Origin of the sequence: Sphingobium sp. BS19, from assembly GCF_027925545.1 — a bacterium.
GTDB lineage: Bacteria > Pseudomonadota > Alphaproteobacteria > Sphingomonadales > Sphingomonadaceae > Sphingobium.
The window spans coordinates 1-23,932 of record NZ_BSEF01000030.1 but is presented as its reverse complement, the minus strand read 5'-3'; the positions used below and the strand labels follow the sequence as shown (position 1 = coordinate 23,932).

Annotated in this window: 23 protein-coding genes and 3 pseudogenes; 14 read left to right on the top strand and 12 right to left on the bottom strand. The window is 54.9% G+C overall.

The features are described from left to right. Positions 1-487: 487 nt before the first annotated feature. Positions 488-1,060 (top strand): acyltransferase, encoded by a 573-nt coding sequence (locus QMG56_RS21155; RefSeq protein WP_281824691.1) that lies wholly within the window; start codon positions 488-490, stop codon positions 1,058-1,060. 293 nt (positions 1,061-1,353) lie between these two features. After that, entirely contained in the window at positions 1,354-2,097 is a 744-nt protein-coding gene (locus tag QMG56_RS21150) for a bifunctional 2-polyprenyl-6-hydroxyphenol methylase/3-demethylubiquinol 3-O-methyltransferase UbiG (protein ID WP_281824690.1), read from the top strand. 280 nt (positions 2,098-2,377) lie between these two features. On the opposite strand, the gene rfbA is transcribed toward QMG56_RS21150, so the two are convergent. Genes rfbA through QMG56_RS21125 form a run of 5 tightly spaced genes read right to left on the bottom strand, consistent with a single transcriptional unit; the run spans position 2,378 to position 6,929 of the window. Further along, on the bottom strand, positions 2,378-3,247 hold the full coding sequence (rfbA, locus tag QMG56_RS21145) for a glucose-1-phosphate thymidylyltransferase RfbA (RefSeq protein ID WP_281824689.1): 870 nt from the start codon (positions 3,245-3,247) through the stop codon (positions 2,378-2,380). 21 nt (positions 3,248-3,268) lie between these two features. After that, positions 3,269-4,159 carry a dTDP-4-dehydrorhamnose reductase gene (gene rfbD / locus QMG56_RS21140; protein ID WP_281824688.1) on the bottom strand — a complete coding sequence of 297 codons (891 nt, stop codon included), beginning with the start codon at positions 4,157-4,159 and terminating at the stop codon, positions 3,269-3,271. Continuing rightward, the gene (rfbB, locus tag QMG56_RS21135; protein ID WP_281824686.1) at positions 4,156-5,214 is read right to left on the bottom strand and encodes a dTDP-glucose 4,6-dehydratase; all 1,059 of its coding nucleotides are present in this window, start codon (positions 5,212-5,214) and stop codon (positions 4,156-4,158) included. Before rfbB ends, rfbD begins: the two co-directional genes overlap by 4 nt. Positions 5,215-5,218: 4 nt before the next feature. Next, positions 5,219-5,785 (bottom strand): dTDP-4-dehydrorhamnose 3,5-epimerase, encoded by a 567-nt coding sequence (rfbC, locus tag QMG56_RS21130; RefSeq protein ID WP_281824685.1) that lies wholly within the window; start codon positions 5,783-5,785, stop codon positions 5,219-5,221. 31 nt (positions 5,786-5,816) lie between these two features. Further along, positions 5,817-6,929, bottom strand: a complete 1,113-nt coding sequence (locus tag QMG56_RS21125; RefSeq protein WP_309298596.1) for a polysaccharide biosynthesis/export family protein — start codon at positions 6,927-6,929, stop codon at positions 5,817-5,819. Between the two features lie 205 nt (positions 6,930-7,134). Here QMG56_RS21125 and QMG56_RS21120 point away from each other — a divergent pair, with 205 nt between their 5' ends. From QMG56_RS21120 to QMG56_RS21110, 3 genes are read left to right on the top strand one after another with little or no spacing between them, the layout of a single operon-like run. Continuing rightward, a complete protein-coding gene (locus QMG56_RS21120; RefSeq protein WP_281824683.1) occupies positions 7,135-8,298 on the top strand; it encodes a capsule biosynthesis protein in 1,164 nt (387 codons plus the stop codon). A gap of 2 nt (positions 8,299-8,300) precedes the next feature. Beyond that, positions 8,301-9,098: an ABC transporter permease gene (locus QMG56_RS21115; protein ID WP_281824682.1), complete on the top strand. Its 798-nt coding sequence runs from the start codon at positions 8,301-8,303 to the stop codon at positions 9,096-9,098. Beyond that, the gene (locus QMG56_RS21110) at positions 9,095-9,742 is read left to right on the top strand and encodes an ABC transporter ATP-binding protein (RefSeq protein WP_281824680.1); all 648 of its coding nucleotides are present in this window, start codon (positions 9,095-9,097) and stop codon (positions 9,740-9,742) included. Before QMG56_RS21115 ends, QMG56_RS21110 begins: the two co-directional genes overlap by 4 nt. Before the next feature lie 47 nt (positions 9,743-9,789). Here the strand turns inward: QMG56_RS21110 and QMG56_RS21105 are convergent, their stop codons facing one another. Further along, the gene (locus QMG56_RS21105; RefSeq protein WP_281824678.1) at positions 9,790-11,514 is read right to left on the bottom strand and encodes a glycosyltransferase family 25 protein; all 1,725 of its coding nucleotides are present in this window, start codon (positions 11,512-11,514) and stop codon (positions 9,790-9,792) included. A gap of 11 nt (positions 11,515-11,525) precedes the next feature. Beyond that, positions 11,526-13,436, bottom strand: a complete 1,911-nt coding sequence (locus tag QMG56_RS21100; RefSeq protein WP_281824676.1) for a hypothetical protein — start codon at positions 13,434-13,436, stop codon at positions 11,526-11,528. A 1,205-nt stretch (positions 13,437-14,641) separates the two neighbouring features. Here QMG56_RS21100 and QMG56_RS21095 point away from each other — a divergent pair. Continuing rightward, entirely contained in the window at positions 14,642-16,216 is a 1,575-nt protein-coding gene (locus QMG56_RS21095) for a hypothetical protein (RefSeq protein ID WP_281824674.1), read from the top strand. A gap of 101 nt (positions 16,217-16,317) precedes the next feature. Here the strand turns inward: QMG56_RS21095 and QMG56_RS21090 are convergent. The 4 genes and pseudogenes from QMG56_RS21090 to QMG56_RS21075 form a co-directional block, all read right to left on the bottom strand. Further along, positions 16,318-16,679: pseudogene (locus QMG56_RS21090) on the bottom strand (transposase); the annotation flags it as partial. After that, positions 16,636-17,262, bottom strand: coding sequence for a transposase (locus QMG56_RS21085; RefSeq protein WP_281824672.1), 627 nt, complete (start codon positions 17,260-17,262; stop codon positions 16,636-16,638). The gene QMG56_RS21085 and the pseudogene QMG56_RS21090, both read right to left, overlap by 44 nt. Before the next feature lie 157 nt (positions 17,263-17,419). Further along, positions 17,420-17,758, bottom strand: a pseudogene (locus tag QMG56_RS21080) (transposase); the annotation flags it as partial. Positions 17,759-17,982: 224 nt separating this feature from the next. Then, positions 17,983-18,291 (bottom strand): annotated as a pseudogene (locus QMG56_RS21075) (phytanoyl-CoA dioxygenase); the annotation flags it as partial. 705 nt (positions 18,292-18,996) lie between these two features. On the opposite strand from QMG56_RS21075, the gene QMG56_RS21070 reads away from it, so the two are divergent. Beyond that, positions 18,997-19,317, top strand: a complete 321-nt coding sequence (locus QMG56_RS21070; RefSeq protein WP_069710406.1) for a single-stranded DNA-binding protein — start codon at positions 18,997-18,999, stop codon at positions 19,315-19,317. Here the strand turns inward: QMG56_RS21070 and QMG56_RS23570 are convergent. Next, entirely contained in the window at positions 19,314-19,475 is a 162-nt protein-coding gene (locus tag QMG56_RS23570) for a YlcI/YnfO family protein (protein WP_375713745.1), read from the bottom strand. The genes QMG56_RS21070 and QMG56_RS23570 overlap by 4 nt on opposite strands. A gap of 137 nt (positions 19,476-19,612) precedes the next feature. On the opposite strand from QMG56_RS23570, the gene QMG56_RS21065 reads away from it, so the two are divergent. From QMG56_RS21065 to QMG56_RS21035, 7 genes are all read left to right on the top strand, one after another. Continuing rightward, positions 19,613-19,804, top strand: coding sequence for a hypothetical protein (locus tag QMG56_RS21065; RefSeq protein ID WP_069710374.1), 192 nt, complete (start codon positions 19,613-19,615; stop codon positions 19,802-19,804). A gap of 3 nt (positions 19,805-19,807) precedes the next feature. After that, positions 19,808-20,548: a ParA family protein gene (locus QMG56_RS21060; protein ID WP_281824670.1), complete on the top strand. Its 741-nt coding sequence runs from the start codon at positions 19,808-19,810 to the stop codon at positions 20,546-20,548. Then, positions 20,545-21,555 (top strand): ParB/RepB/Spo0J family partition protein, encoded by a 1,011-nt coding sequence (locus QMG56_RS21055; protein ID WP_069710372.1) that lies wholly within the window; start codon positions 20,545-20,547, stop codon positions 21,553-21,555. Before QMG56_RS21060 ends, QMG56_RS21055 begins: the two co-directional genes overlap by 4 nt. Before the next feature lie 176 nt (positions 21,556-21,731). After that, positions 21,732-22,229: a hypothetical protein gene (locus tag QMG56_RS21050; RefSeq protein WP_281824667.1), complete on the top strand. Its 498-nt coding sequence runs from the start codon at positions 21,732-21,734 to the stop codon at positions 22,227-22,229. A 96-nt stretch (positions 22,230-22,325) separates the two neighbouring features. Beyond that, a complete protein-coding gene (locus tag QMG56_RS21045; protein WP_281824665.1) occupies positions 22,326-22,583 on the top strand; it encodes a type II toxin-antitoxin system ParD family antitoxin in 258 nt (85 codons plus the stop codon). Next, positions 22,580-22,876: a type II toxin-antitoxin system RelE/ParE family toxin gene (locus tag QMG56_RS21040; protein WP_281824663.1), complete on the top strand. Its 297-nt coding sequence runs from the start codon at positions 22,580-22,582 to the stop codon at positions 22,874-22,876. The genes QMG56_RS21045 and QMG56_RS21040 overlap by 4 nt, the downstream gene beginning before the upstream one ends. Before the next feature lie 305 nt (positions 22,877-23,181). Then, entirely contained in the window at positions 23,182-23,913 is a 732-nt protein-coding gene (locus QMG56_RS21035; protein ID WP_281824661.1) for an ArdC family protein, read from the top strand. Positions 23,914-23,932 lie beyond the last annotated feature (19 nt).

Below are 23,932 nucleotides of genomic sequence, written 5' to 3'. Positions count from 1 at the left end.
TCAAACGGAAGACCATCGAACATCGCCGCTTGCTCCACCGCAAGATCGCCGCTTAATATCAACCCCAGGACGAGGCCCGCACTCCGCTAATTTACGCCGCGAGTTGTGCCAAATGTTCTGACGACGGACATCGCACACGATATCCACTGGGCCGAGGCTTGGCTGAAGCAGCATAATGGCAGTCATATGCGATGCCAGCTAGCGATGACACTCATTGCATGTCACCGTGATATGGATATCGCCTGTTTACCTGCAGCCTACAATATGGCGAATGACATCCATCATTTTCGTGCGAGCGGTCTGACCGACGGCGATGTACGCGTGCTACACTATCTCCGCGAAATAGAATTGCATCGACAAACCTTTCTTCTGCCTGAGGCGATCGATACGTTTCTGTCACGGCCCATGGTCCTTTCAATCAATTCTCGATTACAGGACTTGGTTCGCGACTATCGAACTAGCCTATGAATATTACGGACTGGCTCCCATGAATTTGAACAGCGAATTTTTACCACAAGAAGCATTGGAATCGCTCGGCTTCGGGCGACTTGGCGTCGGCGTTCTCATTCATCCTAGCGTTATCTTGATCAATTGTGGCCAGATATCTCTTGGAGATTTTGTCAGAATAGATGCATTCACGATCCTGTCGGCCAGACAAACGATAACCCTTGGCCGAAATGTCCATATTGGTGCCCATTGTATCTTGACGGGTCAGGAGAGCATCGCATTAGCTGACTTCAGCGGGCTGTCTCATGGAGTTAAAATTTACGCATCTTCAGACGATTTCAGCGGTACCACGATGACAAATCCCACCGCGCCACAACGATATCGTAAAGTGGAAAGCCGGCCGGTTCACATCGGACGTCATGCTGTGGTGGGTAGTGGTACGGTCATCCTGCCGGGAAGTGAAATTGGGGAAGGTTGTGCGGTAGGGGCCATGTCATTGGTCAACTCCTCAATTGATGCGTGGGATATCTATGCTGGCATCCCTGCGAAGAAGATTGGGGTGCGTAACCGGGCTCTACTTGAACTGGAAGCACAATGGCTGAGTGATGACTAGAAGCGTAAAGCCGATGTCTGCGAAGCGTCGCGATGGCGAAGAAGATGGAAGCACATTAGCCGGGCCACTCGCTTTGGCGTTCTGAACGTCTTCTATCTCCAGCCTGATCTCGCCTGATTGTATGGCTATCGATGAATGAGCCCAGGCGACTGGTTTTCCGAGCCAAAAGGCGAGAGACGCGGTGACCCCCTACTCGTCTTTAACAGCGTAATCTCCCCCGTCGATGACGCACCAGATTGCAATTGAAACGGCACAGTGATGAAACGCTGATGCAGATAGTACAGGGGATTTTGATGAAAAAATTTTTTGGATTTCGCCGACGCCATGTGCGCCAGAGTCATTCGGTTCGCGACTATCAGGCACTTGTTCGGGCGAAGCTGAAACTACGACCTGATGATCGCACTTTGGCGCTCGCGCAGGCGATTGGGGCCGAGACCATGGAAAGCTTTCGGTCACAGGGTGACGGGCATGTGGCAGTGCTGCGCCACCATGGCTTGGCTGATGGTATGAGCATTTATGATCTTGGCTGCGGCTGCGGACGCACCGCGCAATCTCTGCACCGTCTGGGCTGGAATGGTCGCTATATCGGTGCAGATGTGGTGCCCGAACTCCTAGAGGAGTTGTCTACGCGCTGCCCCGGATATGAGACCAAACTAAATTTTGCGCCCACGATCATCGCACCGGATGCAACATTGGATATGGTATTTCACTGGTCCGTTTTTACCCATCTTTATTCCGGTGAATCCTATCTTTACACGCTCGACGCGTTTCGTGCGTTAAAGCCAGGTGGCAAAATGGTGTTTTCCTTCCTAGAGTTGGAAGAACCAGCCCATGACAGAGTGTGGGAGGATAATCTCAATCATTTGCGCACAGGAATTGCTGCCGAACATCTTGACACCTTTCTGCATCGTGATTGGATATGCCGCTTCGCCAGAGACGCAGGTTTTACAAATCCAGAGTTCACTGATGGGTTTGATACAACGAATCACCCCGCCTTTTGGCAAAGCCTTGCCGTGCTGAGCAAACCATATGCCTAATAAGCTAACATCTGCGTCTAGGCGGGCAAGTCGTACTCACAGTCCCTTGTGACGAACGCTTAGAAACGACTTAGCATTTTGAGAATGTGCATAATTTTAAACTTTTGGACTGCGATGGTGAGCCGCTCATAGTTGGCCGAGCCGAGGATAGGCGATACCAGTTGCATGGCGATCATATATTTCATGGTGGACCAGGAACGACCGTAGAAATACGAATTTTTTCAAGGCAGACTTGGCAGAATATGGTATTTTTCCGCGGCATCACGATACAGGCTATGTTCTAACGTTCGGCTAATAACCCGCGTAGATAGCGACCATAATCGGACTTTCCGAGCTTGTGAATTGCTCTTTCCAGCTGTGGACCATCAATAAAGCCCTGGCGAAAAGCGATTTCCTCTGGACTGGCAATCTTGAAACCCTGCCGTTTCTCAAGAACCCGCACGAACTCTGCAGCATCTAGCAAACTGTCGGGCGTGCCGGTATCAAGCCAGGCATAGCCACGGCCCATGATCTCGACATGCAGGTCACCGCGTTCCAGATAGACACGGTTGACATCGGTAATCTCCAGTTCGCCGCGCGGCGAGGGCTTCATGTTGGCAGCGATGTCGACCACTTGCTCGTCATAGAAGTAAAGGCCTGTGACCGCCCAGTTTGACTTGGGGCTTTCCGGCTTTTCTTCGATGGTGACCGCCTTCATGGCAGCGTCGAAGCTGACGACGCCATAGCGCTCGGGGTCATTGACATGATAAGCAAAGACGCTGGCTCCCTCGCTGCGCGACGACGCATTGGCGAGAATTTCGGGCAAGCCATGCCCATGATAGATATTGTCGCCAAGGATTAGCGCGGACTGCTGCCCCGCAACGAAATCGGCACCGATGATATAGGCCTGCGCCAGACCGTCGGGGCTGGGCTGCGCGGCATATTCCAAGGTCATACCCCATGCCGAACCGTCGCCCAGCAGAGCCTGAAAAGCGGGCAGATCGCGCGGGGTGGAGATGATGAGCACCTCACGGATCCCCGCCAGCATCAAAGTGGTCAGCGGATAGTAGATCATCGGTTTGTCATAAACCGGCATGAGCTGTTTCGAGGTCGACAGCGTCATGGGATAAAGGCGCGTGCCGCTGCCGCCCGCCAGAATGATGCCCCTCATTGATAATTCCTTTGAGATCGTTCAGTTTGCAGCAGTGATCAGCCGCGCGATCACGAGGTCGAGCGACCCATGCCAGTTCTGCAGAGCAACGCCATGAACCCGCGCGATCAGGCCGCAATCGAGCCGCGAATTAGCGGGCCGGGTGGCTGGTGTGGGATAATCAGCCGTGCCGATCCGTCGCACCGAAGCCCAAGGACCGCCTCGCTTAGCCGATGCGGCAAAGATGGCTTCGGCGAAGTCCGCCCAGTTTGCTTCACCCTGCGCCGTCATGTGGAAAACACCGCGCAAAGCCGGGTTACTATCACATACCAGATTGGAAGCTATCGAGAGGATTCCATCAGCTATGTCCAAAGCACAGGTCGGATTGCCGACCTGATCGGCGACCACCGACACTTCGTCCCGGTCGGCGGCAAGGCGCAACATAGTTTTGACGAAGTTGGCACCGAACGGGCTGTAAACCCAGGCCACGCGCACGATCGCGCTATTGTTGCCATGAGTGGCCAGCACGGCCTGTTCGCCCGCCAGCTTGGATGCGCCATAGACCCCGGTCGGACCGGTGGGATCGCTTTCGCCATAGGGTCGGCCCGCCAAGCCATCGAACACATAGTCGGTGGAGACATGGACCAGTGGCACGTCCAGCGCGCTAGCCGCCTGCGCCACGGCTCCCGCGCCCGCGCCGTTGACCGCATACGCGAGTTCGCTCTCCGTTTCAGCCTTGTCGACGGCGGTATAAGCCGCTGCCGAAACGATCGCGTCAGGAGCGGCAGCTTCCAGCGCACGGACGACAGAAGCCGGATCGGCGAGATCCAGTTCAGGGCGACCGATGGCGATCACCACATGCCCAGCGGCGTTGCCCCGCTCAACCAGGCTGGTGACAACCTGTCCGGCCTGACCCGTAACAGCGATCCTCATATCTTTACGGCCTCGGCCAGCCCCAGCCTCTGCCCGTCATACTGGTCGCGTAGCGGCTGCCACCACCATTTATTTTCCAGATACCACCGCACGGTCTTTTCGATGCCGCTGTCGAAATTTTCCTGTGCGCGCCAACCCAGTTCTGTTTCCAAGCGCCTCGCATCGATGGCGTAGCGCGCATCGTGACCAGGGCGGTCGGTGACGTATTCGATCAGTTCCGCGCGCGGTTTGTCAGCAGGGACTAATGCGTCGAGCACGGCGCAGATACGCAGCACGACATCGATATTCTTGCGCTCGTTGCGGCCGCCAACATTATAGGTTTCGCCGGGCACGCCGCGCTCGATGATGATGTCGAGCGCGCGGGCATGATCATCGACATAAAGCCAATCGCGCACATTCTCACCTTTGCCATAGACCGGCAGAGGACGGCCTTCGAGCGCGTTAAGAATGGTAAGAGGGATCAACTTCTCAGGGAAGTGGTACGGCCCGTAATTGTTTGAGCAGTTCGACACGACCACGGGCAGGCCATAAGTGCGCTGCCACGCCTTAGCGAGATGATCGGACGCAGCCTTCGAAGCTGAATAGGGTGAACTGGGATCGTAAGGAGTCGTTTCCTCGAACAGGCCTTCATCACCCAGCGAGCCATAGACTTCATCAGTCGAGACATGGAGGAAGCGAAAGGCGGACTTGGCGTCCGTTTCGAGACCGTTCCAATAAGCGCGGGCAGCTTCCAGCAGAGTGAAGCTGCCGACAACATTGGTCTGAATGAAATCCGCCGCGCCTGTGATCGAACGATCGACGTGGCTTTCGGCGGCCAAGTGCATGATCCGATCGGGCTGAAAGTCGGTGATCGCTACATCCATCGCCGCGCGATCGCAGATATTGGCGTGCAGGAAGCGATGATTATTGCGGCCTTCAACTTCCTTAAGTGAGGCCTCGCACCCGGCATAGGTCAGCGCATCAATGGTCAGGACATCATAACCCTTGTCCAATACCAGATAGCGAACCAAGGCTGAGCCGATAAAGCCGGCCCCGCCGGTGACGATTACGCGCATGATTTCAGGCGCTCCAACTGAAATAGGCGGGAAGGTCTGCAAGCAGCGGCTGTTTGCGATCCTTGGGCGAGAGCGTCTCAGGGTCGGCGACGTCAGGCCATGTTATACCAATCGCCGGATCATCCCAAGACAGACCCTTATCGCATTCGGCATTATAATAGCCGCCAGTCACCTTGTAGGAAATGACGGTATTAGGTTCGAATGTGCAGAAGCCATGGGCAAAGCCGGGCGGCACCCACAATTGCTTGCCATTGTCAGGTGTCAGCTTCTCGCCAATCCACTGCCCATAGGTGGGTGATCCATTCCGTATATCCACGGCCACGTCAAACAGCGCGCCAGCAGTACAACGCACCAACTTGCCCTGAGCATGGGGCTGAATCTGGAAATGCAAGCCGCGGATGGTGCCAGCCCGGGCGCTCATCGACTCATTGTCCTGAACGAAGCTGTATTCCCCTATGCTCTTGGCGAACAGATCGGCACGGAAGAGCTCGGCAAAATAGCCGCGCTCATCGCCGATATGGCGAGGCTTCAGGAGGACGACGCCTGCAATGTCAAAAGTCTGGATTTCCATAATACCCCGTAAGATAATCCCACGCTCTGTATCAGTTATTGCTGTTCTGAACCGTCTGCACTGCGCTGGTGACCGTAAGGATTGGTGAGAAGAGCTGGCTAATCAGCTGGATCAGTTTGCTAGGCTGGTTTGCCGCAGCGTTGCCGAAATATAGCACATCCTTGTCCTGCATCGCGAAACGCTGGGCGACAAAGTAAGAACCAGCCTTCATCATATTCAAATGATAGACGATCGGCACCTCATTACCCTGTTCGTCGCGTACATAGCGGAACACGAAGATCGCTGCGGGATTGCCCACGCCCGGATTGACACCGCCTGAGGTAGCAACCGCTTCGGCCAGCGACACAACTGACCGGCTGAAGGGCACCTGCTCCACCCGGCCTGACGCGCCCAGCACTGAATAAGTGCGGGGATTATTAATCAGGATCATCCGGTCGCCGGGATAGGCCCGGACGTCCAGTGCTGGATTATCGACCAGGTCGTTCATGCGAACATCGACATTCTTGCCACCGCGGGTCACCCGTAGCGTCAAATCCTTTGCGTTCCCCCGATAGCCACCTGCAAGGGCGACGACATCAGACAGTGTTTCCCGGTTCGTTTGCAAGACCAAGCGGCCCGGCCTTCCTACCTCGCCTCCGACAATGATCGAATTGGTGATGGCTTGGCTCAGGGCGATGCGTACCTGGGGGTTTTGGGAAAGACCCTCCAGCGAATTGCGCACCATCGCTTCCACCTGGCCAACCGTCAATCCCGCCACATGGAGCGTTTTAGCATAGGGAATGGAGATGTCGCCCAGATCGTCCACCCGGGTCGGCGGCAGTTTCTGCACCTGAACGCCAGGGGTGGTCATCTGGCCGACCCCGTTGCTTGCTCCTGCAAACAAGGTAACACCCGCTTCATAAATGTTGATGTCGAGCACGTCGCCCGGTCCCACCATGTCAGTCGGCGGCGGCGCAACATCCGACAACAGCGATGCAGGGGTGGCGTTTAGCTCGTCGTTCGGCACATCGGCAATTGTGTTGATCTGAACAAGCTGGATAGGCGATCCGTCCTTCGGCGCCGTCAGCGACTTCTCGATCTGCCCCCCTGTAGGACCGCTGGAAGGGAGGGTTGCGCACCCCGCCAATCCTGCGAGCAGGGCCAAATATACGGAATTCTTGACTTGCATTATATATGATCTCGAAAGGCTGGCGGCTACAACGGCCGCACGCTTAGCACTGGCATTGAAAAATGAACAATAGTTCCTTGCACGATTTCAAGGGCCTTTGTAGCTTGACCTTGCGCCTCGTCCTGTGTTGGCGTAGCGCAAGGCAGCTCTGACCCCCCCCCTAGGCGCTGCAAAGATATTTATGAACGTTAATCAGTCCTTTCCCATCGACGCTGGAACGCCTGTCCATCGGTCCAAGATTTCGGAATGGTTGAGAAAGCGGCGCTGGTTCATCCTTCTCGTCGTTGTGCCAACGGTATTGGCAGTTGTCTATTATGGCCTAATGGCCTCGGACATCTACGTTTCTGAGTCCCGATTTGTTATCAAAAGCCCGGACCAGAAACGATCGCAGATGTCGACGCTCGCCAATCTTATCCAAACTACTGGTTTATCTGGTGGCCAAGAGCAGACCAACGAGGTGCTAACTTATGTCCGGTCTCGCGATGCATTGAAAGCTCTGGACAAAAACCCCAGTGTGCGCTCTCTATTTTCATCACCTAACGCGGACATTCTTTCGCGTTTTCCGCAACCCTTCTCGAGCGACAGCTTCGAACACCTATATAAATACTACACCAAGATGATTGACGTTCGTCTCGATCATGAGACTGGCACTGCGATTATAACAACTGAAGCATTTACTGCTCGTGATGCATACGAAATTAACCGGCGATTGCTCGAACTAAGCGAAGCGTTGGTTAACCGCCTAAACGATCGGGCTCAAGCCAAAGGGATTGCCGAGGCGCAAAAGCAGGTGGACGTTGCAGCTACGCGCGCTAAGTTTGCACAGGTCGCACTTACTCAGTATCGGAACGCGCAGGAATTAATCGATCCTGCAAAACAGGCGCTGGGCGTTCTCGAAATTGCGAACAAACTGACCTCGGAGCGGGCAGCACTTCAAGCGCAGTTCGACTTAACGCGCCGGACGGCACCTCAAAATCCATCCCTCCCTGCTTTGAAAAACCGGATTGACGCCATCTCTGCGCAAATCGGGACGCAAGATAGGCGTGTAGTCGGGACAGATCAGGGTATCGCATCCAAAATGGGAAGTTATGAAGCACTTGTCGTTGAACAGCATTTCGCTACAGAGAACCTGAATGTGGCGAACGCTGCTCTCGTCCAAGCACGTGCAGAATCACAGCGTCAGAAGTTCTACCTCGAACGCGTCGTTGATCCTAATTTGCCGGATATGCCGCTATTGCCGAAGCGGCTCCTAAACATCATTGTCTTTGCAGCTGCTGCCGCCTGCCTTTACGCTATCGCCTGGATGTTTACCATTGGCATTCTGGAACATGCGCCGGAAGATTGAGGATGTCCAACATCGATTTACATAAATTGCGCCGGGGATGGGCAGTTCAGATTCGTGTCGTTCACGCTTTGATGATTCGTGAACTATCCACCCGCTTCGGGCGGCAGAACATAGGGTTCCTCTGGATCATGGTTGAGCCGCTGCTTTTTGCGGGCATGGTTGCTCTTATATGGCGTTTATCTAAAGGCCCTGAAGAGCATGGTGTAAGCATAATCGCCTTTGTCGTGACCGGCTATATTCCAATTACTCTATTCCGCCATGGCATTTCGCGGAGCGTCGCAGTTTTTACAGCCAACGGCGCCTTGCTTTACCATCGGCAAATAAAGTTGGTCGACTTTATACTAGTTCGCTTTGTCATAGAAGTGCTTGGCGGCATGATGGCATATGTTTTCATCGGCGCCATACTGATCTTGTTTGATGAATTCCCAGTCCCGTCGAACATCGGCCTGCTGATTGGTGGCTGGATGATTTACGCTCTATTTTCATTCTCGCTCTGCTTGATCATTGCGCCACTTTCTGAAATGTCGGAAGTGGTTGAAAAGTTTGTTCCTGTGCTGACTTACATCATGATCCCATTCTCGGGATTGTTCTTTATGGTTTCTTGGCTAACGCCGGAAGTGCGAGATTACATTCTAATGTCACCTTTCGTGAACGCTATGGAGATGATGCGAGAAGGAATTTGGGGGAATAAGCTGACTGCGCATTACAATGCTTGGTACCCGATCGCCTGTTCAATGGTAGCAATTTTAATAGGCCTTCCTTTGTGCCGCCATGTTCGCCGAACCTTGGCCGTCGAATGATTATTTGTCGCGACATATGCAAGTCCTACACTCATGGCCAAAGCCGAAAACAGGTATTAAATAATGTGAATCTCACCATCCAACCGGGTGAGCGCGTTGCATTGCTGGGCCGTAACGGTGCCGGTAAGAGTACCCTCATCAAGCTAATTGGTGGCGTTGAAATGCCGACGTCTGGTAAAATCATCCGGCAAATGTCGCTTTCGTGGCCTCTCGGCTTTGGCGGCGGATTTCAGGGCAGCATGACAGGTTATGACAATGCGCGATTCATCGCTCGCATCTACCAGCGTGATTACAGTTCGGTCCGTGCTTTTGTCGAAGACTTCACAGAATTAGGTCGCCAGCTAAAAATGCCAGTGAAGACCTATTCTTCTGGAATGCGCGCACGTCTCGCATTTGCCCTGTCCCTTGCGATTGAGTTCGACTGTTATATGATTGACGAAATCATACTTGTGGGAGATCAAAATTTTCATCGAAAGTGCCAGCATGAGTTGTTCGAGAAGCGCAGCGATCGCGCTATGATATTGGCCTCGCACAGTACAGAAATTATACGTGAATTCTGCGACCGGGCAGTTATCATCCACAAAGGCGAAGCAACGGAATATGACGACGTGAGCTTGGCAGTGGAGACCTATAGCAGGTTGTGATGCTGCAGAGCAAAGCAATGGCTGCGTGACCTCAGCTTTGGCTCCGATTAGGTTAGCGCAACTTGGGGCGATCTTAGCCATTCATCTTTAAGACGTCCGAGATGATCCTCGCTTTCGTTGATCATATTAACATATTCGGTGTTCTCAAAACCCCACAGCGTCGAATGCACCTCTTCCCGGTGTCCCGCAATGTATGGATGCGCAACCACAATCTTTAGATTCGATTGCTCCAAATAGCGATCAACAGCGTTGGACTCCACATGCGCGTTGAGGGGCGACCACTCTGCGATCAGTTGCATTGCTCTACGGCTATAGATATTGAATACCATGCTCGTCATTTTGTCGATCGTTACGAAATCAATACCCCGAAATCGTTCTACTCGGCTGACCTTAGCCTCATCGTGAAGTGAAGCAATAACGCCCGAAAATATGTCCCAATCACCATTCAAGCCTTCAAGATATTGCGTAACAATTTCAAGATTTTCCTCGAAATGCTCGTCTAAAAGGACATCATCTTCGACAACAATCAACTTTTCTTTGTCTCTTTGCAAAGCCCCAGCACAGAGAACTTTGTAACTCATGCCACAACCCAGCCACCCGGGGGATTTTCGCATGCCGTCGAAGATCACGCAGTCTTTTATGTTTTCTGCTTCAAATATTCTTCGCCGGCGTACGGTCTCTGGCAAAGATAAACTTACCATACGCGCATTAAACACGTTTGGCAGCTGTAGCTCATCGGCCTTGTAAATGGGCAGAAAGTCTCGAGCCAACAGGAAGCGATCGAACATAAACTCGAAGTGACGTTGGGACAATGCAACGGATGCTGCCACTCCTTCAGCGTTCTGCCCGCCTGCCATTGCAAGAGCGACCGCCCTCTCCATATCTTCAACTGAACCCTCTTTGAAAAATGTCACGGCATCTTTCAGATGTGGATAGTCGCGCATGTCTCCCGTTGCTTCGGAAATAACCGGCGTCCCTAATGAAAGACATTCTTGAATTCTCGGCATTTCGAGCAATGCGTTCTGATAATAATGAATATTCAGGACAAACCTTGACTGCTTTATCAATTCATGAATATCATCTCCGAACAGATCATCGACAAGCAATAATTTGTATTTATTCTTTATTTTTTCAATAAACTCCCGACGCCTAATACTACTTTTGAAATCCCCATAAAAAAGTATATCATACTTTTTTTCTTGAACTTCTATTTGATTGTTGCACACATGAGCGCCGATCGGCAAATGAAATACGTGGGGATATGACACCCCCTTTTCTGCTAAAAATTCTATGTTTTGTAGCGAATAATCTAGAACAGCAGCAGAGTTTTCCAGAGTGCTTAGGTAGGTCGATGTAAACCAGCGGGAGCTTACTGACTGCTCAAGTTGAAAACAAATTCGCTTTTCGCCGGGCGGGAGGCGATCAAATATTTGGGGGCAGAGCACAAAATAGAAGTCATGAGAGAAGATACTTGGCGCCTCTGTCGTGACATCTACCATCCAACCATGACGTTGTAGATTGGATGCAATCATGTTGGCCAAAAACAGGGTATGTGGCGACGTCATTACGCACCAATTGAGCGGCGACCATGCCAACGAGGACAAGGCCTTGGAACTCGCTTTGCGATTGAGTGTGCGTCCGATCCAGAGGTAGTGCTCCTCCGGTCTAAGGCCTGTCATAGCGACGTCAGGATACTCCTGAAGATACCAATCTGCATCGAAGTTACCGCTCGCTAGGAGCAACTTGATATCTTCTTCTGATATTCTGGCCATGCTGCAATTTCTCACTTGTTCGGAAAGCGACTACGGCCTTCATCCATACCATGTAACAAATAGTGCTGGAGCGGGTCCATTCCGGCGGCGGCAACGTCCGGATATCTGTTCAGATAAGACTCAGAGTCAAACAGGTCGGCCTTCGCTAAACGCGTGCTTACCTTCTTCTGTTTCCATTTTTTTGGTAGAAAACGCCACCATGCAGGGTGGTTGCTCAAATGCTTTATGATGCCAAGAGACCATAGCAGATCAGTTCTCAGATCATCCACACAATCCTCTTTTTCGATCAATATTCTTGTCAATTGGGCAATCTCTGCATGCCTACCGCTCAGTCTCGCTTTAAGCTCTGAAGCATTAGTACTGATGTCACGCATTTCGGCTTGCACGTGAGCGTACGCTGCTGAAACAGCTGCAAGAGACTCTTTCGATGTATTGAGTTCATTGCCGTAGGTTTCCAGTTGAAACTTCAGCACTTTGTTCTCGTTTTCTTTTGAAACGACAGAGCGATATACTCGATCTCTATCGTTCGTGGCATCTTCAGCGACTTTTTCAGCAAACCTACGATCAGCCGCCAACTTGAACACCCACTTTTCCGAATCAGCAAGCCTGTCCTGCAGTAAACCGACATCCTCAGTGATAGTTTTTTGCAAAGCCAGTTCTGCCAGCGTTTGCGCTATTTCCTCTTCACGTTGACGGAGTATGTTCTGCGTAAGGGCGAATTGCTCTTCCAAACGATCCTTCTCGACTTTCGCTTGATGCATTGCTTCTTGATGGGCTCTGCTCTCCGCCTCATGCGCATACAGCGCGTGGTCTTTCGCGCCGATTTCGCTCTTAAGGCTCTCGTTCTCGGCTTTAATCTTGTCGTGTTCCACCGAGAGCTGAGAAAACTCATCTTGCCGAGATTGGATTAGATCGACCTGCGCTGTAAGGTCACGACTGAGTTCTTCTACTTCGGCCCGAAGTGCGCCTAACTGTCGGCTACCTTCGCCTGCTTCGCCCGATCGCGATCCGGGCAAAATGAGAGAGGCGAACTGGCGGGATGCCGTGTTGAATTCGGCGCGGATATTATCTAATTTTTTAAAATCCTGATGGTCCTCCCCATGGTCGCTCCACCCGTTCAACAATGCGTAGGTTCGCTGAAGCCATTGCGAGACCCCATCCTCCCCCCAAATATCGCTGCGCTTGGCAAACTGATGGCGCATATCTTCGCGCAACGATTTATCGACATCTAGTTCGATTAACGCAGACCGACGAGGTAAGGCAATATTGAGACCGCTTTCGACGCTTTGGATGAGCGGACGCCAGTCGCGCAATAACTGTTCATAGGTACAAAAAATACGTGAATGTCCCCTGCTGTCATGCTCCGCATCGAGAACTCGGCGCAACCAAAGTAACCTGCCGTAACCCGCTTCCATCATGTCACGCATTTCTAGAGACGCGGCAACTTCATCGGGATGACGAATGGGAACTATAAGTTTGGTTTCGATATTCTCAGCTTCGAGCACGTCAAGCCAGAAGGGAAGCATTTGAGGAACACGTGGATCCTTGAACACAAACAGCGGATGATCCATAAATTCGGCATTGAGAAGATCGCGAGCCTGAGCTTTAAAAGATTCGTAGGCTACTGAATCATACCATTTTGGATTGAGCTGTTGCCAGTCATCCCAGCGGCAACCAGCCGATGCGAGTAACTTGTCATTGAAAAGTACAAGCGATCGAGGTTCCCAGTGTCCAGCTTCATTACCACTGCCAGCACCCACCAAATCGACTGGCAACCCGCAACCTAGCAAATTTAATACTCGCGTTAATGCACTTGTACCGGAACGATGCATGCCGGCGATCAGTAAACAGGTCCGACGCTCAACTGGCGACCGTCCTTTTTCTACGAAGTTTTCCCCAGCAGTGGCCATTATATCACTCATACTTTAGTTTTCTCGAAATTCAGCAGACATTTGTGTCTTGCTTCGTGTCTCGCACAAGCACTTTTTGAGGAAACCAGCCCCCGACCCCCGCCGTCAGAAATATACGACTAGCTGACACATCTTAATTAGCAAATCGGGCTGCCAGGTCAGGATGGCTCGTGCGATAACGCTAAGGCCATTATCACCTCTTGTACGTCCTAAGTGATGCCCATGACGCGCCCCCGTATCGCGATGTCGAGTAGGGTGTCAACTAAGGAAGCATCGACCGCTCATATTCGGGCAATTGGCTGGATTTTTTGTTTGCCGTCAACTGCCTGCGGCAAGAGCGATAGCGCCGATAAACGTGTTGCAAGCAGAACTGATCCCGGCGCGCGCCAAGGCTTTTTGCCGTCGTGTTCCTGCGGCTTGCTGACCCATCAATAGCCTAGGGATCAAACTCAATAGCCTTTAGAAATCTGCGCCCGCACCTCCCACAGACCTCATCGAGCCGATACGCGATTCTCCGGTAAACTTGGTCTGAAGGCGCAGCGTTCTGAACATCTAAGGACCTTCCTTAAAAAGCAATCTCGACGTTCTGTAACATTGAGCGATGCGTCGGAGCAGATACGCAAGAGATGCCACTGATGCTCTACTTAGCGATCTCGCTGGGCGCCCCAGCGTGATCCATCCGCATGGGCGCCCGCCTTATCGCGCGGTATAGATTCCTCGCCAAGATATTCAGTCGCCAATCGGCAAGCACTTTTTCGCGATCGGGTGGATCATCGACTATGCCAACTGTCTTAGATCGACCAGTACCGTTACATCACGCTTTGTTTCTGCCACACCCAGAACCCGTGGCTTTGTAACCGGAACTAGACGCTGCCCCTGCACGACCATCAGCAATCTATCAGCACTAGTGTTTCGGCTTAGCCACTCAATCAATCGTTCTCCAACATCGTAGCCGGAGCCAAGCAGGCGCACCGCTGAATGCGACCAAGTCGTTAGGTTTTTGGACCTCATGGCGGCCCTACACCTCTAGGTTTTCAGCGAAAGTGGCATGCACGTAGCGGCCGTTGACACAGTGTAGCCGCTTTACCTTGAGCCGGATCGTCACCTATCACCTCGTAGTGATCACGCCGACCGCTTCAGGACGACCTTGCGCGAGCAGGACACATTTTCGTTGGACCCTAGCCGCTGGCATACGGCACTGGCACATTTCGACGTTGATGCAGAATGCTCCAGCACCGAACCCTGGATTATCAATCCAGATTGCAGTCCATCATCTTGTCGTTAAGGGAGAGGACGACAATGCTTCAGAGGGACAATTAATGAAACGCTTCACTGGACAGGCTGTTTGGATTGCAGTCGCACTGGCGACTAGCAGTTGCGGCGGTGATGCAGCCTCGCCGCCCGTTGTTTCTCCACCGACACAGATACCTACCCCTACCCCTACCCCTACCCCTACCCCTACCCCTACCCCTGCGCGGTACAATCAAATCGGCTTTTTCAACCCGCTTGGAACGCCAGCAGAATTGCCTAGCCGAATGACGTTTGGAATGATCAATGCATACAGTGTAGAGCAAGTGGAAGAGAGCTTAACTGCAGCTCGAGGTACCACATACAAAGTGAAAATTGATTTTTCGGACCTTATTTTATTGCGGAGAAATCCTGCTTCGGTGAGCACTAAATATAGCGATTCAAGTGGATCAAATTATTCAAAGCACTTTGCTCCCTTGCCCACGCAGAAATTAGCGAGTTTTCCAGAGGACACTGTCCTTTCCGAAAAAATCCGTCCATTCATTCTCATGATGAAAAGTCATGAAGCTAACCTTGGCGCAATCTTCCTTGCGGATGAGCCTTATCTAAATGGTATCTCAAAAAGCGAAATGGAGCGCGCTGGCTCTGTAGTTCGCCGCGAACTTGATAATGCTGGGCTTTCTCGCGTTAAGTTAGGCGTTATCTTTGCAAGTGGCATGTTTGATCAGGACTTTGCACGCCACTTAGATCGTGCTGCAGGTGATTATGCGCGAAGAACAGATGCCTATTACGAACGGGGAATGGCAATCAAAGCTGGAACAATAACGGACGTTAATTTCGATCTAAACGGCTTCGATCAATGGGTTTCAAATGTTAGCCGGTCCCGTCTCACGACCTACGACGCTGCTGGCAATATGTACACAGGCGGCGGTATCCCGTTGGGTTACGAAATTGTTGCCTTTGACTATTACCTCTCGACAATCTTGTTAGATGATCTTCACGTAAATAGTCTTTCTTTCCTCGCATCCAAATTTCCAAATGGCCCATGTGGTCAGTACGTTACGACGGGAATGGGCTCAATTCGCGGATCTCTTTCTTATTTCCAAGATGGGTCGATCAAGGAGGGTGAGGCACCTCAAAACTCCGATCGGAGTATTCTTAATGGAGTGTATCAGTGTCGTATGACAGCTACATTTGAGCTCCTGAAGAAAGTGGTTTCTACAACAGCCGCAAGGATTATGGTTATTTCAGAGTCTAGTGCCAACGGCGTTTTTGAGTATTATGCAAACGGTACGCCAAAATCAGCACAGCCCAAGTTGTTGATAGAGGCCCGAGTCTATGACGAAGTTGAGCGAGCCTTAAATTTCTATACAGATCATAGGCAGGATATTCCATGCGGTTTGATGTTTTTCATTTTTAATGATGCTTATGATTATTCCATAAACCTACAAATATACGGGGCATCATCCTTTCCCTCTGTCATGAACAAACTTTATGATTTTTCAGCAATGCAAGGAACATCGGCCCAAAACCAATGCGACTAGATCGGTTTTCGATCCATTTGAATAAAAAGATAAAATCCGCACGATGTGAAGCAGCTAGCGCATGCGCGGTGACCTGACCCCCAGCTTTCCGCCAGCTGGGATTAGAGCCTGGCGGTTGTTTTGCGCATCTGCGCGGTTAAAGCAATGGGATGCGTAGCGGAGCCCGTAGGGCGTAGCGAAGCAGGCCATTGCTTATTCAATTTGGCGGCGAATGCCGCTAGGCTGCGTATCCCAGGGATGAATGCGGTCTCTCACGATTGCAATCCTCGACCCAGGCAGTGATCTCGGCCCGGGCATGGGCAAGGCTCATGAACAGCGTCTCATTGAGAAGCTCATCGCGCATGCGGCCGTTGAAGCTCTCGACTCAGCCGTTTTGCATCGGCTTGCCCGGAGCGACGTAATGCCAATCCACGCCGATCTCACCGCACCATCGCAAGACGGCATTGCTGGTGAGCTCGGTGCCTAGCACATTGGGAAGTGCTATTTTTGGGGGCCGCTATGGCCCTGATGAAGGCAAGGCCGCGTACCTCCCGGTAAAGTTGGGTGGCATCCCGCCTGAAGCTCTGCTGTATCTGCAGGGCCAAGGATCGCATGCCCTTCCTCATATCGGTATGCCCGGTCGCGATCCATATCCGGACGCCGAAGGGAACTGGGATCACGACTTGATTGACCGCAGCACTATCGACACAAGACTGGTCGAACCACGACGCCGCGGACGCCCACCCAAAAATGGAGGTACTGAACAAAACACCTAAAACCCGAACCGCAAAGTGGGGCATTTTACTCTGCCATCGACACTCCACGATGATCGGCGATCCGCTCACTGGCAATGGATCGGGCTGCACCTGCACCTCTGCAAAGCTCTGCGCTGCCTGCCTCATCTGCCGCCGCCATCTGTAGATCTGGTTCGGCCGGAGATCAGCACGACGGGCAATGTCAGCCACGTTCGCGCCGTGTACCGAAACTGCCGCGATTAGTTCACGCTTCTGCTGATCGGTCCATACCCGCCGCCGTTCCGGCCCCGAAATTCCCGTGATCTGGCTCATCGCACCGTCCTCAGTATCGGTGCAAACACCGGCGCTTGCACCAGTGCCATGTCAAAATATCAGCCGATCACCGCAAGGCGGCCCTTACCGGAGCGATACGCAGCTTCTCGCGCAGATCGGCATCATCGTCCCGTGTGGAACGGTAGCTCACGATCTAGCGATCGACATCGATGACACGGCATGCCCGCCGTTCGCTCATCCCGTGGCACGCCTGGACATGAGCTACAGCTTCCCGCTTCGCGGGGGGCGTCAAAACTTTTTGCCAGAAGATCCTTCAACGCAGCCTGATCCAGCATGACGTCGGCCAGAAGCCGCTTGAGCTTGGCGTTCTCGCTCTCAAGCTCTCGTAGTCGCCGGGCCTCGGACACCTCAAGCCCGACATATTCGTCGCTTGCGACACACCGTGCCGCCGGGCGAGATCAGCGGTCTTCGCGCCCGCTTCTGCTTCCTTCCGCACCCCAATAATCTGCTCTTCTGAAAACCTTGCACGCTTCATCGTCTGTCCTTCCGTCAGGCCAAACTCCAATCGCTCGTAGAGGAATATCAGGGCGGCACATCAAACGCCCTCGCAAAGAAATGTGCAATATGGCAACGAAAAACGAAATATGTGGCGTCAATGCCGCCTTCAGTCGGCGGTTACGGTGCAACCCCGCAAATTCCAATATTTATGTTCTTATGGATGTTAACTCAACGCACATCGAGTAGCCGCCATACAGCCGGCTAGCCAAATATCCGTTTCAGCCGTCGAAGCCATAAGGGGCGCCTTGTAGCGTCATCGCCAGCAATGGCCAACCTTTGCACTTTCTCTCCCAGATACTGGTTCGGTCGCGGTTCGCCATCGCTGATGGCAACTACATTACGCAAATCGAGCTTACCTATCGCCTCGTCCGAGAACGCTGGTGTATAATAGATGCAATCGTCGAAAAAATAATGCGTCACCTGCGACCAGCGGGTCAGCCTAGGGTCGTTCTGGTGGCTACCGCCGTGCAACAGGTTGGCGCACCAGATCAGCGCTTCTCCCTTGCGTGCCGCCAGATGGTCGCCGAAGACATCGAGGACGAAGGCTTGCGGCGCGTGTTGGACAGCCTTGCCATCGCGATCGAGAACCAAGAGTCTCAAAAAAATGGTCAACCGCTCCTAGATTCATATTTACTAGGGACAGATGGAGTTGGCCTAGTCGGCCAACGCTCTAACGCCTGACGGCGAGGACGCTCTGACCCAACCCGATACGCCAAATCACTATGACGGCACCTAACCGAACCGTCGGACGCGCCGCTCCGCGTCGCGGTGCTCCCGAGGGGAGCATGCGGCTTCTGCAGCGCTCAAATGGCCACGTTCGTGCTTGGTTGAGCCGTTTTTTTCACCTTGAGCGCGGCCGTAGCGCCAGGTCTTCAAGCCAAAGAGCGCGCGATCTGGATCGAATGCCCTTTTCATCGGCGTTCCCCCTTCCCTTCCCCCGCGGCCATGTCGAACTGGTCGACCATCCCTTTGCCGCGCCACGACTGAGCCGCGGCGCCGAGATCCCCCGCGCGACATTCACGTCTGCCCCTTCGATCGGCTCTTCCTGAATCGATGGGAAAATGGGCGCTGGCCGCCTTCTACGATCAAGCAAATAACCGGCTGCGCCTACGGTTTCCGCTGCGCGGACCCTCCGTTTTTTCGCTTGATCGCGGCGACTGCACTCCCTTTCAATTCCCATCAGGAATGAGCCTGATCAATCGAAAGGACAGGACCATGCAGAACATCGCTGAATTTCGGATCATCGGCCGCGTCGGCAAGATCACGGAGCATGACAAGGTGACGAAGGTGAACGTCGCCGCCAACTACAACCGCCAGGACAATGGCGAGTGGGTGACGGATACCCACTGGAACGAGGTGACTCTGTTCGGCAAGCTGATCGAGCGCGCCGCGAAGGCTCAGAAGGGCGACTTGGTGCATATCACGGGCCGCGTCCGGCAGAACTCTTACGACACTGCCGAGGGCAAGCGCTACACGGTGGAACTGATCGCCGACGGCTTTGCGGTTCTCGCCAAGGGCTCGGAAGATCGCGACTAGGCGCGGTCGGGGCCGCCTACCGGCGGCCCCTCTCGCCGGCGTAGCTCCAGCTCGACCGCCTCGCGCATGAAGTCGGCTTGACTCTCGCCATCCCGAAGAACTGATTTGATGCGCCCCAGCGTGCCTTTTGGGAACCGCGCAAGCGTCTGATCCCCCATTGGAGGGCGACCGACAGAACGGATATTGCTAGACGTCATCCAATGCCCTAGTAATTACCGATACCGCATATTGACGGCATTAGCGGTATCGTATATTACAGGTTGCGCCTTTCATCAAGGCGACGGAGGCGAAGGCCATGTTGGGTAATCTACTGACGATCGGATTGTTCGTCCTGATCGCTTGGACCGTCCTCAGGGGCGGTGGCGGCAAGAGCCTGCGCATCTGGAGTGGCGACACTCCGGACGAGGAGGCGCGTCGCAACACGCGAACGGATTCGAACTATCGCGGTTACGACCACTGGAACAACAACTCCGATCGAGGCTGGTAGCGCGTGAAGACCATCGCCATCAACGTCGAGAAGGGCGGCGCCGGCAAGACGATGATCGCGTGCCATGTGGCATGGCATCTGGCCGATGCCGGCCATCGCGTGCTGTTTCTCGACCTTGATCGCCAGTGCAACGCGACCGATGCACTGGCCGACTTCGAGAGCCTTGGCACGTGCAAGCCGCTCTTTGAGCCGGGCTACACCCCGCCCGCCAGTTTTCCCCGGCTCGCGATCTACTCGAACCGCATGGGCGGCGAGTATGACGCGGACTACCCGCGCGCGCTTTCGAACATCAATGTCAACTTTCCGGCGCTCGATCCGCATTTCGATTATTGCGTCATCGACACGCCGCCCTCTTGGTCATGGATCAATTTCGCCGCGCTGTTGGTGTGCAACCACCTGATCGTCCCCGTCGAGCTGGGGCCGTTCGGCCCTGCTGCAACCAAGCAGGTCTCGGACTCGATCGCGACGGTCAATGGGAAGCGGCGCACGCCGATCCACGTCGTCGGCCCGGTCCCCAATCGCGTGCGAGCCAACGATCGGCATCAGATGGACATGCTCGCCGCGATCAAGAGCAAGATCGGCCGCAATCTGTTCACCGCCGTCCTTCCGGAACGCGCGCACTACAGCCAGGCCATCCAAGAGCATGTGCCGGTGTGGCGCTTCGATAAGGACGTGCGCAATTCGCTTCCCGCAATGCGCGCGTTCCTTGAGGAAGCGATGACCCGGATCGGGAGCCACGTATGACAGACTTCTCCGGTTTCGACGTTTTCAGCGAGAAGGCCGCCGTCGCGGACGCCGATCGCGTCCAGCTCATCGACCCCGAGCTGCTGTATCCCGATCCGGAGAACGTCCGCAGCGAGATCGACCCGGCCAAGATCGACGAAATGGCCGAGACGATCAAGGAGCGCGGCCAGCTCCAGCCAATCACTGTCGCTCCGAGGGATGACGACGGGCGCTACCGGATCATGTTCGGCGAGCGGCGCTGGCGCGCGTGCCAGAAGCTCGGCGTGCCGGTCCGCGCGATCGTCAGCAAGACCGATGATATCGAACGGGTCCGCATCGATCAGTTCATCGAGAACGATCAGCGCGAGGATCTGTCGACGGCCGACATGATCCGGTTTGTCACGGGGCAGGTCGCGAAGGGGCGCTCCCTGGCTGAGCTGGCGCGTGCAACGGGGCGTAACCGCACGCTGCTCACCCGGTATCAGGGTCTCGCTAAGGCGCCGGACTATATCGCGCTGCTGTTCGCCGACATATCGATGCGGAGCGCTGTCGCGCTCACCCAGGCCGCCAAGACGGACGATGCTGCGACACGAGCCTTTGTTGCGAACACCGCGGCCGAGGATATGACCGTGTTGGCGTGCGAGCGTTTCGCGCGCGAGGTTGGCGCGAAGAAGTCGGCACCCAAAGCTGACCCCGCCCCCTCACCGGAAGTCGATGCGACCTCCGATAGCGGCGATGACGATACGCAGAGCCCGGGAGAGACGCCCGCACCGGAGCCCACGACGGACACAATCCGGGATGCGGAGGCCGATCGTGCGCTGGACGAGACGCCGGTGGTTCCTGCCATATCGATCGATCCTCCCGCGCCTGCACAGGCCCCTGCCCCTCGCGCTACGACGAAGCCGAAAGGTGGCAAGCAGCGCGTGGAGCGGCCGACCATCGAGATCGAGGGAAAGCGCGCGATGGTTGTCGAGGCGCTGGTGCACTTCGACGGTGAAGCGGAACCGCGCATCGTGAGCTGGCGCTGATCGCGCCGGTGTGAGTGAGAGCGCCGGCAGCGGCCGTCGCTCGCGCCCTGAACCCAATCCTTCCTTTCCGCGTCTTCATCGCTTCCAAAAGAATTGGGGTGTGCCACGTGGCACACGTGGAAGCAGATTTAGGTGGGGGATTTTTGATGGTGGCAGGATAGGTATTGCGGCGCTCGTTGTATTACATTATCCCCGTTGAGCTATGTCGATCGCGCCGCAGCCTTCACACGCGCACCGAGACCCACACGTTCGTCAACACGACCCGGGAGTTCGTGATGCTGCTCGAGGTCGAGGGCCGGACGCTCAAGCTCGCCAGCAACGACTATCTTGCCGTTGCGGTCGGCGACACGGTGCGCGCGATTTGCGAGCCCAATCCCAATGGCCCGTTGATCGTGCTGGACTGGCATAACGTCACGCGCGACATTCGCTTTCGCACGCTGCCATCGCCCTTGGCCGGCGTCACGGCCGAGATCGCATGCAGTGTCGTTCTGCTGGCAGCGGGAATTGGCACACTCGTCGGGTTCGCCCACGAAGCTGATGCGACCGTTCCGCGCCTCGCTGCCATCGCCCTCGTCGCGGCGGCGGCAATCCTCGCCGTCCTCGCTTATCGTGGCGCCGATCGCCTCTCCCAGCGCCATGCGGAGCTGGATCGGCTGACCGGCGTAGCCACCTGAAGTGTGCCACGTGGCACACCCACTGCGCTGTCCTAGCACAGCAATTCTTTATCAACAGTTGATAAGCTGCTATCATCGGCAGGAAAGGAGATCGCGATGATTAGTGCGGATCTAGGACAGCAGCTTGAGGGCTTCGTCGCCCAGCTCGTAGCGGCCGGTCGCTACAATTCGAAAAGCGAGGTGCTGCGCGAAGGCGTGCGCCTCGTGCAGGACCGCGAAGCCCGGCTCGCGGCGCTGGACGCCTCGATCGCCCGCGGCATCGCCGATGCCGATGCCGGTCGCACCACGCCCGCGGCCGACGTCTTCGATCGGCTTGAAGACAAATACCGCGCCCTGTCCGAAGGCGCAGGATGATCGTCGATTTTGCCGCCGAGGCCGAGCGTGATCTTGAATCGATCGCCGACTATATCGCCCGCGACAATCCGGCGCGCGCGCTCAGCTTCGTTCGCGAGCTGCGCGGCAAGTGTCTCGGCCTCGCCGATATGGCCGAGCGATTCCCCCTGGTCCCGCGCTACGAGAGTGCCGGAATCCGGCGACGCGGCCATGGCAATTACCTGATCTTCTACCGCGTAGAGCCGGACAAGGTGGTCATCGTCCACATCCTGCATGGTGCGCAGGACTATGCCTCGATCCTGTTCCCCGCATGAGCCCCAAGCATTGGTCGCGCGAACGCGCGGCGTGAGCCCATGGGCACCGCTGCCCTCCCCCGGAGGCCAGTCGGCGCCGGGGAACACCAAGGGCGGCTGCCCTTTCGTTCCCGAACGACAATCGACCGCCCGAGTAATCCGCCAAGCGTGGCACCCGACGCCCTGCAGGGCGTCGGCCACGCTAGGGCGGCTCGCCCGCGCCAGCGGTAGATTCTCGCCCTCCCTCCCCATCCCGTTCCTCGCCGGAAAGGCAGAGCCGGTTGCTGTTGCGACCGGCTTTCAGCCTCAAAGGAAAGGAAGAAATCATGGGACGGATCACCGACAACCGGGCCGACGTCTATCAGGAAATCACCGATCAGATGATCGCCATGATCGAGGCTGGCACCCGGCCTTGGTCGAAATCGTGGAACGGCAGCACCGCGCCGACTATCCCGCTGCGCTCAACCGGCGTGCCCTATCGCGGCATCAACGTCCTGACCCTGTGGGTTGCGGCGATGACCAAGGGCTATGCCTCCCCCCATTGGCTGACCTTCAAGCAGGCGCTCGCGCTCGGCGGATGCGTCCGCAAGGGCGAGAAGGGATCGATGGTGGTCTATGCCAACAAGATCGAGGTGGACGCCGACAAGGGCGGCCAGAGCGGCGAGGATGGCAAGCGTCAGGTGGCCTTCCTCAAGCGTTACACTGTCTTCAACGCCGAGCAGATCGACGGCATCGAGGCGAAATATCCGGCACCCGCGCCGATCATCACCGCCACCAATCCCGACGAGCGGGACGCCGAACTGGACGCGCTCTTTGCCCGCGTGCCCGTCACCCTCAAGCATCGGGGTTCGCAGCCCTATTATCAGCCGAGCAGCGATCATGTCGTCATGCCGGAATTTGCCGACTTCCACACCAGCGACGATTATTATTCGACCCTAGCGCACGAAGTATGTAACATCGCAAGTGTCCTCGTTTCGAGGGCCGTCGATGGCCTTTGCGCCCTGCTGTTGCCGCAAAATCGCAGGGCCAGCCTTGCGATTTCAGGACGGGAGTCCTGATCATGCGCAGCACCGAACG